Raw genomic sequence first — 11,724 nt, 5'->3', positions numbered from 1 at the left:
GGTCCTCGCGAAGGTCAGGCTCGTCGCGACCAACGTGAAGAAACTCGTCAATAACAACTCGAACTGACATGGACAGGATCACGAGACACTAGGCGGCTGCACTTCACACCGCATTCGCGTGAACAAGACCGGTCGATGGTGTGGTGAACAGTGGTTCCCATCACTTGGCTGCTGGTTGGTACGTGCGATTCTCTTTGCGGATCACGCGGCGGAGGCTAGCGAGGTTGATGGGCGTCATGAATCTTTCACCACGATGCGACATTCGCTTTCACCGCTACCGCCTGCACCGGTCTGGAAATAGCGTGCTCCGGGTGCGATCTCTCGGGTTTGGGGCGGTGGGATGGCAGACAGTGGGCTGTGATGTGTTGGTGCTGGTCAAGGCCTGTTTTGAGATCGGGTGTCACTGTCTTTGATGTGAGAGATCGGTGGGGGATCGCTGTCCTTGGCCTTTATCGCTCCAGGGGTGACGCTGTCTCAGTTTTGTGAGTTCTGATCCATTGGCTGGCCGGGGGCCGGTTGTGTGGGACGGGTGGACGAGGAAGTACAGCTCCCGGTCTCGGGGGGTTCGGACGGGCCGTTGCCCGCGACGTCGGTGCAGGCGTTGCGGGGGCCGGCGGTGCGCCGGTTGTTGTCTTTGCGCCGGGAGGGGAAGCTGACCACCCAGCATGTGCGGACGATAGGTGAGACGTTCGGTGTGCGGGAGCGGGCGGTGTGGCGGTGGTTGGCCGCCGCGGAGGATGGGGCCGTGGTGCCGGGGGAGAGCGGCCGGTACTACGGGCGATTCATGATCACCCCGGAGGTCCGAGCTCTGCTCGGTCTGTGGAAGGGGAACGTCGCTGCTGTCCATCGTGAGCTAACGGCTCGCGCGGACCGGGGCGCGGGGGATCCGCCGCCGTCGGTTCAGACGTTGCATCGTGCGATCCGGCGGGATCTGAGTGCGGCGGTTGCGGCGGGGCTTGCTGGTGGTGAGCGTGAGGCCCGTAAGCATGATGTGTTCCTGGCGCGGCCGCGTGGGTGGCGGAATGAGGTGTGGGAGGCCGATCGCGTTCAGGCCCCCGTTCTGGTCGAGGTTGAAGGCAGCGCCCGTCGTCCTTGGGTCACCTGGTTCGTGGACTGCGCGACGAACACGGTCATGGGGGTCGCGGTCACACCCGGATACCCGTCGCGGGAGTCGGTGCTGGCCGCGCTGCGGTCGGCGGTGTTGCGTGATGACCCGTTCGGGCCGCAGGGCGGACTGCCGGAGAAGGTCCGTGTGAACCGGGGCAAGGACTTCTTGTCGAAGACGGTCGCGGCCGCGTTCGGCGCGTTGCTGGTCGAGGTGGAGGACCTGCCCGCCTACACCCCGCACCTGAAGGGCACGGTCGAGGGCTAACCGAGCTGTGGAGTCGATGTTCCTCGCCGCGTTGCCCGGCTATGTGCGCCAGCCACGCCCAGGCCGGCGCCGGGCCCGACCGAAGGACGAGCTGCTGCTCGATTTCGAGGACTTCACCGCCCGGCTGCTGGGCTGGGTGGAGTGGTGGAACACCGTCCACCAGCCGGGTCCGCTGGACGGGAAGACCCCGCTACAGGCCTGGGAGGCGGATCCGACTCCGGTCCGGGAGGTCAGCCCGGAGGAGTTGTGGACGCTCACGCTGGAGGACGACGGACGGATCCGGGTGATCTCCACCCGCGGGGTCCGGTTCCGCAGGCGGGACTATGTGGGGCTGTGGATGACGGGCCTGGCGGGTACGGGGGTCAGGGTGCGGTTCATGCCGCACCACGATCACCGCATCGAGGTCTTCGACGCCACGACCGGCCGCTACCTGGGACCTGCGACCGTCGCGGACGAGGCGAGCCCGGAGCAGATCACCGCGGTCCGCACCGCTCGGGCCGCGCGCAGCCGGCGTCTGCGCAAGGACCTCGCCGCAGCCCAGCGCGAGCGCTATGCCGCGGTGACGCGGCCGGGTAAGCCGGAGCGGCTGGACGCGGTGTCCACGATGGAGGCTGCTGCCGAGTTGGCCGTGGCTGACCGGGCGGATCTGTCGAGGCTGGCGCTGCCGGACCTGATCCCGCCGGCCGCGCCTCCGCCCGACTGGCGTACCCCGGCCTCCCTCGCGGCCCGTACCCGGCCGCAGACGTCACTTGCGCCAGATGACGACGAGCCCGGCGGCGGACCGGAGGCCGGTGTCTTTGGTGACGAGGACGGCGCTGCGGGCGGTGGTGTGCGGTGACCGCGCCCACGTACCAGTACGTCGACCTGCCCGACGCCTCCATCGTGACCACGAGGGCGCTGCTGACCGCGCGGGAGAACATCGCGGACACGGTCGCCGCGCGGGCGATGATGTGCATCCACGGCAACGCCGGCTTCGGTAAGACCCTGGCGGTCAACACCTGCCTGCACGAGCTGGAGGACACCCGGGGCGAGGAGGTCTGCCGGGTCACCTTCCGGGCCCGCCCCACCGCACGCGCGGTCCGCTACGAGCTCTTCGAGACGCTCCGCCTGCGCGGGGAGCCGCCCCGTCACCCCTCCGAGTTCGACCGCCTGCTGAAGACCGCCTTGTCCGAGCGGCCCCGCACCTTCCTCGTCGACGAGGCGCAGTGGCTCAACGGCGAGGCGTTCGAGTACTTCCGCTACCTGTGGGACGAGCCCGCCACCCGCATCGCGATCGTCTTCGTCGGCGGCGCCCACACCGTGCTGCGCCGTGAGCCGATGCTCTCCTCCCGGATCTTCATCTGGCAGCAGTTCACCCGCCTCACCTCTGAAGAGGTCCTCGACGTCGTCCCGCTCTTCCACCCCGTCTGGGAAGACGCCGACCCCGCCGACATCACCTTCGCCGACGAACAGGCCGCCCACGGCAGCTTCCGGGCGTGGGCGCAGCTGACCGCCCATGTACGGACCGGAATGGAGCGCATGGACCGCCCGCGCCCGGACCGCGACCTGCTGCGCTGGGCCTTCAGCCGCCTCGCATGAGCCCACCCGCCACGCCCCGCCTGGCCGTCGTCCTCGACGCCGGGGACGACGCCGCGTTCACCCACACCGCCTTGGCCGCCCACGCCCCGCGCGTTGGGTTCTGGACCCCTGTTTTCCCCCGCTCTGCCGGGCACTGCCATCACAGACCTCCTGCTCGAACACGCACCGGACCACCAGGACGCCCCGGCTCCGGAACTGCCGGTCCCGCTCGACATGCCGGGCAAGGTCGCAGACTTCCTTCGCGCCACCGAGCTCGACCCCGCTGAGCGGAGTGCGCTGGATCTGGGGGTGGCCGTACGACGAGGGCAGGGCTACACCCTGCGCGTCAACGCTGCACCTGCGCTCCACCGAGCACTCCTGGCCCGCTGCCAGCCGCTCGACAGCACCACTGCAGTTCCCGTGCAGCGCAAGGCGCGCCGCGAATACGAGAACCGCGTCAACAACCTCGACGTACAACACTCCAGGCCCCCGCATAGCGTGCTGCTCCGCGGTGGCCTTCCGCGGAGTGCGGAACATCGCTACGGTGTCGGGATGATCTTGTCTCTTGTCCACCCGCGACCGGCCCTTGGGGCGCCTTCGAGCCGCGCCGGACTCTGACATGGCGCCCTTCGTGTACCGGCTGCGTACCTTCGCCGCAGACGCGGAAGGGATCGATGACCGGACCACCCTCGCCTACGACAGCCGCGAGAGCGCGGCCAATATGTGGGCGGCCGCTGCCATCGGGTTCGCGCTCGACGCCGGACTCACCCACCTGACCGTCGACAACCCCGTGAAGAACGGGTTCTTCTCCTATTCCGTGCGAAGCGGCCGCGGTCACCACGGACTGGACGGCCTGTTTCCGTACGACTTGTCCGGCTACCACGACGGCGCGACCGTCTACCTCGGCACCGCGATGGGCCTGGTGCGCGCCATGGTGCTGCGCGAGGGCACCTGGTGCCGGCTGGTCGGCGACGGCGGGTTCTTCGTCCACGTCGGAACCCGGTACGACGTGTACGTCGGGACCGCGGTCGAGCAGGACGAGGCCGCCTCCCGCGCACGGACACTGGGGCTGGACGTCGACCGGGTGGAGCAGTCGCCGTACGACCTTGCGCTCGACCAGGTCGACGAACAACGCCCCGCCGACGACGAGTTCTGGCGCGAGGTGGCGCAGCTCGTCGACGAGCACGGCGGGGTCCTGGTCGAGGAGCAGTACATCCGCAACGCGTACAGGTGGCACCGGCCAACGACGCTGGCCGACGTCGAGGAACTGCGCGCAGGACTGACACCGCGCGCACGGCTGGCCGTATGGCCGGACCTGACCGAGGACGCCAGCACGGTCAGCGCCGCGATCGTCCGGCAGGACCGGCTCCAACTCCTGGTCGAGCAGTACCCCGGCGGGTTCCACGAAGAGCGGATCGCCGACTACCCGACAGGCGCACGATTGAAGGGCGAGCCCGGGCGGCGGTACGCGTTGGTTCCGCTGGATCCCGCCGACCGGCGGCCCTTGGCATCCGCCGTGCTGCCCGATACCGACGGCGAGCTGCGGGCACGCTGGCGCACCGACCGCAGCCGGGCCGACGAGCTGCGCAGCTACCTCGCCTCGCTGCGCGTCGGCGACACCGTGGCCGGTGTCGTGTCCAGCGGTCTGCGCGACATTGCCGTCCACGTCGATCTGGACGGCGACCTCGGTCGCGGCGTCGGGTGGCTGCGCATCCCCGAGATGTCCTGGAAACACTTCGAGTTGGCCGACGTCGCCCCCATCGGCCGCGAGATCCGCGCCCAGATCCTCTCTGTCGATTTCGCCTGGGAGCAGGTCAGCCTGTCGATCAAGGCGTTGCAGCCAGACCCGTGGCGGGGATTCGCCGACGCGCACACCCCGGGCGAGACCCTTTCGGGTGAGGTCACCAAACTGGTGCCGTTCGGCGCGTTCGTCCGCGTCGCCCCGGGGATCGAGGGCCTGGTGCCGCTGGCGGAACTCGCGGACCACGACGTTACCGAGCCCCAGGAAGTGGTGTCCGAACGCGACGACGTCCGCGTGGTCCTTCTCGACATCGACCTCGAACGCAGACGGATCACCCTCTCGCTGAGGCAAGCGATGGGCCACTGACGGCCGACCACCGGCAGGCCGTCCGAATACCTCTACCAGGCTGCTCATGGCGGCCCACCGTCATCGAGTTGGCCCCGGACGTCGACCTCGTTGACCCCTTGCGCGAGGTCCACGTCCCTCCGGCCTGGCCGGACCCCGGCGCCTTCCTGCGGGCCGCGCCGGACTTGGGCTTCTCGCCGGGGTCGCCAGGGTCGTCATCAGCGTCGCGATCCGGTGAATCCCCGGCCCACGGCACGTGTGCCCGCGTGCGCGTGCAGGACCCCGGCGATGTTCATGTCCGGAGGCACCCCGAGGCGGTGAACTTCACCGCGACGGCGCCGGCTCCGCCGGGAAGCCCTTGCTCTCCAGAACCAGAAACGGCATCGGGCGGTGTCACATTTGCCCGCCACCCCTACATAACTCAGTTGAGAGGGGATCGGCTCACGCCTGGTTGCGGGCCTTGCCCCTATCAGTGCTACGAGGCTCATTCAAGAGTTTCCGGACGCTGAAACCGCAGGTCAAACCCTTGAATACGCCTCCTTGGCTTCGTTCACTTCTAGGAACAGCGTTTGTTGATGGGTTTCGCCAGCAGTAGGTGATCAAGAAGGCGATGGATGTTCACGACTTTTGGTTCTGGCACACATTCCGTGAGCGATCTCAAGTCCGGTCTCACCGGACCCCGGTGAGGCGTGGTCCGCGCAGCTCACATGACGCGCGCGCCTCCTGCTGGCGAGAACCAGCAAGATCTTTCACGGAATGTGTGCCAGAACCCGACTTTTGAAGGCGTCGCCGTCGCCGTGTTGCAGAGGGAGGGGCCTACGAGTTCCGGCGGAGCCGTTCCTCGGCTTCAGCGGGGGTGTCGTAGTAGCCGGGTCGGGCCAGGAGGACCGTGGTGAAGTAGTAGCCCTGTTCTTCGTCCGGGTCGTCGTCGGCTTCGAACGGACGCCAGAAGCTCAGCAGGAGGTCGGGGGCGATGAACGAAGCGGGGTCGTCCCGATCGGCCTCGATCGGCGTGTGTTCACGCATGCGGGTAACTACCTCGCGGGCCGGCAGGGCGAAGATATCCACGTCGTGGAAGGTCACCCGGTCTGTCGTGGCCATCGGGCGTGCGAGCTCAACCGCCAGAAGCACTCCCCGCATGCAGTGAATGCTGACCATCAGTCCGCTCGGACGGAAGATGTGCTGTCCTGGCTGGTCTGATTCCGAGATCGCGGAGAGGTCTCGGAGCGAGTCCAGCGCGGTGTTGGCGTCCTGCCGGGTCATACCGATGTGGAGTGGGCCGACGCCGGTAGGTGGTGCGAGGTGGAGATCCATGCGGGCATGATGCCAAAGGGCACTGTCAGCATCGCGTGGGCTTCGAGACTGGGGTTCTGGCCAGCCGTCCGGGGAGCCCCGCTGGATCGGCTGGGCTCCCGGGTGGCCATGCTCGTTCAGCCGGCTTGGGCGTGTTCTTCGGCTCGGGCGCGGGTGCTGGCGAGGTGGTAGGAGTCGGTGCCGGTCTCGAGGCGGAGATGGGGGCGAGGCGGCGTACTGCCACAGCGGTGCTCCAGGGGCAGGGGCCTGATGCTGCCTCATGATCCCAGAGAGCAATCGGGTGTGACAGCTGGTCATAGTTGCTGGTCGCCGCTGTCCGGTGTTGCCCGGCAGTGGCTGCCCCCTGCCGTTCGGCGAGTGAATCTTGGCGGCGTAGTCGGGGCCGAAGCTGCGGGGACGGTCGAGGAATCGGTCATGAGTGGTCTACGTGGCCTCGCGGGCGGCGGTGATTCGAGGGTGGCGGCAAGGGCGGCGCCGCCACCAAGCCGCACCGCCTCTCGGACAGCGTCTCCGCTCTGGTTCGCGGGCGTTACGGCACGCGATGTACTACCGCTGCTGCGGTTCACCAACGGGGGTGGAGCGTGGGGCGGCGCTCAACGGCGCGATACAACTGCAATCGGTCGGTTGTAGTTATGGGTTCCGATGTGCAATCGTTGAGTTGCAGATCGTTACGTGGGAATCACCCGAGGAAGGAAGCCGTGAACGACACCACCGACACCGAACTCGCCGAGCTCGACCGGATCGCCCGGCAGATCGACATCGACGCCCCGGTCGAGCGGGTCTGGGAGCTGATCTCGCGCCCCGGCTGGTATGTCAACGACGGTGCCGTCGAGGCCGACCCGGACCTGCGCTGGGAGGGCGACGTGGCTGTGTTGCGCCATCCGACGCTGGGCGAGTACCGGTTCCGGACGGTGACGCTGGACAAGCCCCGCTACGCTGCGTTCCGCTGGATCGGCACCCCGTTCCGGAATGAGTCGACGCCCTCGACCCTCGTGGAGTTCTGGATCGACGAACGGGACGGCGGCGGGGTGACGCTGCGCGTCGTCGAGAGCGGTTTCTCCGGCCTCGCCGACGACCCGGCCACGTGGCTGAAGGAGCGCGAGGGCAACGACAAGGGGTGGCTCGCCGAGCTGAAGGCCGCGAAGGTGTTCGTCGAGAAGTCCGCGCCGACCCCGACGACGCAGCCGTGACCGTCACCCTCCCCGTCGTGTGTGCCGCGCTCGGCGATCCGATGCGCTGGGAGATCCTCACCCGGCTCGGCAAGGGCCCGATGTCGGCGTCCGCGCTGGCCAAGGTGTTGCCGATAAGCCGTCAGGCGATCGGCAAGCACCTGGAGGTGCTGCGCGAGGTCGGGCTGGTCGAGCCCGAGCAGCGCGGGCGCGAGGTCGTCTACCTCGCCGTCGGCGCCCTGCTCGGCGAGCTGGCCCGGGAACTGGACCGGATCGGCCGCTCCTGGGAGATGCGCCTGCTGCGCATCAAGGAACTGGCGGAGCGCCCCGGCCCGGACATCCCAGAAGCCTCCGACTGACGGAAGACGACTGATGACTTACGACGATTGGACACGATCGTGACCGAGCACGACAGCAGGACGGTGGGCCCCGACCGCGCGTCGGCGCTGCCGCCGGTGGCCGACCGGGCCGCCTTCCAGGCCGAACTGGACAAACTGCGAGTCCGCGAGAAGGCGCACACTCGGGAAGGCGACGCGATCGCCGCGGCCCGGCGCCGGCTGCCCATGGTCGAGGTGGCCGCCGACCTCGAGCTGACCGGGCCGGACGGGCCGGTCACCCTGCTCGACGCGTTCGAAGGGCGCCGGCAGCTCATCGCCTACTACCTCATGTGGCACGACGGCCACGACGCGGCCGGGCAATGCGAAGGCTGCACCTGGGTCACCACCCAGGTCCAGGAGCTGTCCTACCTGCACTCCCGCGACATCACCTACGCGGTCTTCTGTCAGGGCCCGTACGAGGAAAGCCACCGCTACCAGGAATTCATGGGCTGGGAGGTGCCGTGGTACTCGGCCCTCCCGTCGCAAGACGAGCTCCTGGTCGGACGCCACGTCGGCATGATGCACCTAGTCTGCTACCTGCGCGACGGCGACCGCGTCTACGAGACCTACTGGACGACGCTGCGCGGCGTGGAGGCGATGGACTACAGCTACGCACTCATGGACCTCACCGTGTACGGACGCCAGGAGCTGTGGGAGGACTCGCCCCCCGGCTGGCCGCGCGGCCAGGGCACACCCGCCGACCACGTCGGCCTGCGGAGCAACGGACGTCCCATCCCCCAGTGGTCCCGCATCGAGGCCGGGCGCTCCGACGACCTCACGCCTTGACCATGACGGCACAGTCGGCTCGCAGTCCCGGATGGTCGGCGATCAGCCGGTTGAACTACCGGCCTCGCGAATTTCGGAGTCGCATATTCGTCAGCTGCTGCTCGTGGTCACCGTGAGTGGTCACCAGGGGCATAGTGACGCCAGGTTCCTCCTGCAAGCCGCGGCGAGATCGGCTCGTCCAGGGAGAGCATGATCCGCACACCACGCGATCCCGCCTTGGTCAATGAAAGCCGATCTTCCCGGGAACCTCTGCGCAGCACCCGATCACTGCGCTAAGCGACCACGATCAATCACGAGCCAACGGCTGTACCGATTTTCCCCAAGGCCCGGCCATCGACCGAGTGAATCTGCGTCAGGCTCCGTGCACCACACCTGTTGCACACGCTAGGGTCGTCCCAACCGCTTCTGAGCTGCGAGAACTCGAACCGCGCGCTCGCGGCGCCCCGGAGAAACGTCGGAGACTTCGACGCCTCGGGCGCCGACATCGAACGGGACTGGGTGGCACGCACGGACTGCTGGAGCCACGTGGAACGCGTATTGCTCACCCACGACCAGGTTTACGACTACGAGCTGCCCCAGCTGCGGGAAGGGCCGGTGACCCTCGTTGGCCGGGGTTCGCCAGCCGATACGGGCTCGACCCCGGTTGGCCAGTGCAGTGGGAGGTGGAGGCACTCGACCCGGCCGAGCTTCAGCGCCTGGTCCTCGGCGCCGCCGCGCCGTACATCGACCGCCCCATCCTCGCGGACCGGATCGCGGACGAGGAACGACAGCGGCGACGCCTCAGGGCCTACGTGGAGGGATGGCCTCTGAACCGCCCGCCGGGCCGTGAGTGACTCCCGAACTCATCGACATTGATCAAGGGACCGGCCCACATGGTGACTCCCGAAGCCGTCGACAAACGACTCCCGTTCTCGGGTTCTGGCTCAGCTTCTGTGATGCGGCCACGTTCAGTGGCGGATGGCATTTCCAGCCGTGCACACCACCGGCTCGATGGCCTGTAGCCTCCGGCTGTGACCAGCAAGCCCAGGTGGACCGAGAGCCCTCAACTCGACGAGCTACCGCACTTCCAAGACCTGTTGGACGGTACGGACTGGGCGTCGCTGGCCACCGCGTACGGGACTGGAGAAGCCTTGCCAGCCGCACTGGTGCGCCTCCTCGACTCAGACCCGGACGTCAGATCGGCTGCTGCCGATGACGCATTCAGGGCAGTGAATGATCAGAACACCATCTACGAGGCCGCCGCGCCCATAGCACTGTACGTCGCGGCCATCCTCGACCACCCTGTCATCGCGACAGGCGACTTCGGCCATGATGCCGAGCGGCCACCGCACCGCCCGACCCTCGTGAGATTGCTTGAAGGGCTCAGCAACATTGCCTACGACGCCGCCGACGAGTGCGTCGCCATCGGCGAGCGCCACTTCGGTAAGGGTGTTCTCGACGAATACCCGGAGATGCGCGCGTTCCGAGACCTGCGCCCGGCGATCTTCTCCGCAGTCCATCCCCTTCTCGGCCACGAGAGCGCGGGCACACGCGATGCGGCTCTCGTCACCGCGATCCCCCTCGCAGAACACCCTGCTCTCATCGTGCACTGCGGCAAGCTGGTCGAACACGCACGTCGCCTGCTGGTCGCCGGCCCCGACAACTACTACCGAGAGCTCGTCCTGGACGCGATGAAAGCATGGGGCCAGAACATCAGCGGCTTGGAGAACGCGGACGACATCGCAGCTCGCGAGCTTCGCGCCCGTCACCTGGCGGAACACTGTTCTGTGTGGCCGGGCAACGGGACAAGCGGCCCGGGTGGGGAGACATCGCTCTGGCCTACGGATCCTTCGCGCTCCCAGACATCCACTGTTCACCCATTGTGACCGCAGCACAGAAGTTGAACCAGAACCCGAGATCTGGCAGCACCGGCGCGTCGGCAACCAGGCTGCCGTGGCAGTGGCCGAGGAAGCGGGTCGAGCGGTCATCCGACGGCTCTGCGGGAGCTTTCTCCCGCAGAGTCTCGTCTGTAAGGCATGATCGCGAACATGAGTGAATCGGAAGTGGACCTGCTCTCACGGATGTGGGAAGAGCACATGCGTGCGCCATTCCCACCACACATGCGTGGTCGAGAGATCGAAGGCGAAGACATGGTGTTGCTCGACGCGGACATCGCCGGCTGTGTCGTCTCGTCGCTGTCAGGGCCTCTTGATGAGAAGCGTCGCAAGATCCTGCTCGTCTGCCTTGCGGTCGTTGAGAAGGTCCTGCCGTCGATCGATGATGAGGATGGAGCGTTCGAGTACTACAAGCACCTGCGGGACATGGCTGCGCTGGCTGTCGAACTCGGGAACGCCAACGCTCGGTAGCGTCGAGTGGTGCGGGCAGTGGATCAGCGGACGGCCAAGCGGCAAAAGCGCCTGTCCGGCGTGGCCGAGCTGGGCGCGCGGGGCTGCACCATCTGCGGGACGGATCAGTCGCTCCGGACGAAGCAAGGACAACCGACCTCAAGGAGCTGCGAGGTCATACCCGGCTCGCGAGGAAGAGCGGTTGTCTGTAAGCACTTTGGTTGGCTCCGCCATACGGACCGAGCTTGGCGCCATGGCGCGTAGGAAGTTGATCTGGCCCCACCCGAACGACAGTCGCCTTATCTGGCTGGCCGGGTAAGGCCGACCCTGCCAGAATTCTTGATCATGGGGAGTTCATACGCGTACCCGGTGATGCACACCGATGACGCTGCATATGCTTTTCGAGTAGCCGAGCGTTTATTCGGGCTGGCTGAGACTCTTCAGTTCGCCGAGGTCAGTCTGTGGGCGAGGCTGTACACAGCTGAAGAGGTGCAGCGGGTTCGTTACGTCCTTCCTGCCGGAGCCTGGTTCGAGTCAGGCGACTACCCCGAGACCAAGTCGTTCCAGCCCCATCAGCTACCCGTCGGCTCCCGAGACATGGCGGAACTTCTGCCGCTGAGTCTGGGGCTGGAAGAAGACGTGCTGTTCGGGAGCTTCGAAGGGGAGTTCGCTGCCGTAGTAGGCACCGTCCCGGCTGCATTGCACTGGTATCTCGGAGCCTGGCCCGCCACGCCTTCGC

The 11,724-nt window shown here is 67.4% G+C and carries 10 protein-coding genes and 1 pseudogene; 10 read left to right on the top strand and 1 reads right to left on the bottom strand.

Features of this window, described 5'->3' with window-relative positions; all coding sequences use genetic code 11:
- Positions 1 to 616: 616 nt before the first annotated feature.
- The 3 genes and pseudogenes from ACFU6I_RS45475 to ACFU6I_RS45465 all read left to right on the top strand — a co-directional run bounded on the left by ACFU6I_RS45475 (position 617) and on the right by ACFU6I_RS45465 (position 5,036).
- Positions 617 to 2,210 (top strand): annotated as a pseudogene (locus ACFU6I_RS45475) (Mu transposase C-terminal domain-containing protein).
- Entirely contained in the window at positions 2,207 to 2,950 is a 744-nt protein-coding gene (locus ACFU6I_RS45470; RefSeq protein WP_384379553.1) for an AAA family ATPase, read from the top strand. Before ACFU6I_RS45475 ends, ACFU6I_RS45470 begins: the two are co-directional and overlap by 4 nt.
- 598 nt (positions 2,951 to 3,548) lie before the next feature.
- A complete protein-coding gene (locus ACFU6I_RS45465) occupies positions 3,549 to 5,036 on the top strand; it encodes a S1 RNA-binding domain-containing protein (protein ID WP_384379550.1) in 1,488 nt (495 codons plus the stop codon).
- Between the two features lie 795 nt (positions 5,037 to 5,831).
- Here ACFU6I_RS45465 and ACFU6I_RS45460 read toward each other — a convergent pair.
- Positions 5,832 to 6,329 carry a hypothetical protein gene (locus ACFU6I_RS45460; RefSeq protein ID WP_384379546.1) on the bottom strand — a complete coding sequence of 166 codons (498 nt, stop codon included), beginning with the start codon at positions 6,327 to 6,329 and terminating at the stop codon, positions 5,832 to 5,834.
- A gap of 698 nt (positions 6,330 to 7,027) precedes the next feature.
- Between ACFU6I_RS45460 and ACFU6I_RS45455 the strand changes: the two genes are divergently transcribed.
- The 7 genes from ACFU6I_RS45455 to ACFU6I_RS45425 form a co-directional block, all read left to right on the top strand.
- Positions 7,028 to 7,519 (top strand): ATPase, encoded by a 492-nt coding sequence (locus ACFU6I_RS45455; protein WP_384379543.1) that lies wholly within the window; start codon positions 7,028 to 7,030, stop codon positions 7,517 to 7,519.
- Positions 7,516 to 7,857, top strand: a complete 342-nt coding sequence (locus ACFU6I_RS45450) for an ArsR/SmtB family transcription factor (RefSeq protein WP_384379540.1) — start codon at positions 7,516 to 7,518, stop codon at positions 7,855 to 7,857. The genes ACFU6I_RS45455 and ACFU6I_RS45450 overlap by 4 nt, the downstream gene beginning before the upstream one ends.
- 63 nt (positions 7,858 to 7,920) lie before the next feature.
- Positions 7,921 to 8,661 carry a DUF899 family protein gene (locus ACFU6I_RS45445; RefSeq protein WP_384379555.1) on the top strand — a complete coding sequence of 247 codons (741 nt, stop codon included), beginning with the start codon at positions 7,921 to 7,923 and terminating at the stop codon, positions 8,659 to 8,661.
- Positions 8,662 to 9,311: 650 nt separating this feature from the next.
- Positions 9,312 to 9,494 carry a hypothetical protein gene (locus ACFU6I_RS45440; protein ID WP_384379537.1) on the top strand — a complete coding sequence of 61 codons (183 nt, stop codon included), beginning with the start codon at positions 9,312 to 9,314 and terminating at the stop codon, positions 9,492 to 9,494.
- 177 nt (positions 9,495 to 9,671) lie between these two features.
- Positions 9,672 to 10,526 carry a hypothetical protein gene (locus tag ACFU6I_RS45435; RefSeq protein WP_384379534.1) on the top strand — a complete coding sequence of 285 codons (855 nt, stop codon included), beginning with the start codon at positions 9,672 to 9,674 and terminating at the stop codon, positions 10,524 to 10,526.
- A 162-nt stretch (positions 10,527 to 10,688) separates the two neighbouring features.
- Complete coding sequence (locus tag ACFU6I_RS45430) at positions 10,689 to 11,006, top strand: hypothetical protein (RefSeq protein WP_384379531.1); 318 nt, start codon at positions 10,689 to 10,691, stop codon at positions 11,004 to 11,006.
- 348 nt (positions 11,007 to 11,354) lie between these two features.
- A partial coding sequence (locus tag ACFU6I_RS45425) for a hypothetical protein (protein WP_384379528.1) occupies positions 11,355 to 11,724 on the top strand: 370 nt, incomplete at its 3' end.

It is taken from the genome of Streptomyces sp. NPDC057486, from assembly GCF_042802415.1.
GTDB lineage: Bacteria > Actinomycetota > Actinomycetes > Streptomycetales > Streptomycetaceae > Streptomyces > Streptomyces yanii.
Note: the sequence above shows the minus strand (reverse complement) of the source record. Positions and strands in the feature narration are given on the sequence as shown.

Bases quoted from the DNA above. Each gene is read 5' to 3' on its own strand.
- ACFU6I_RS45465 (WP_384379550.1), top strand. From the start codon at position 3,549: ATGGCGCCCTTCGTGTACCGGCTGCGTACCTTCGCCGCAGACGCGGAA.
- ACFU6I_RS45430 (WP_384379531.1), top strand. From the start codon at position 10,689: ATGAGTGAATCGGAAGTGGACCTGCTCTCACGGATGTGGGAAGAGCAC.
- ACFU6I_RS45460 (WP_384379546.1), bottom strand. From the start codon at position 6,329: ATGGATCTCCACCTCGCACCACCTACCGGCGTCGGCCCACTCCACATC.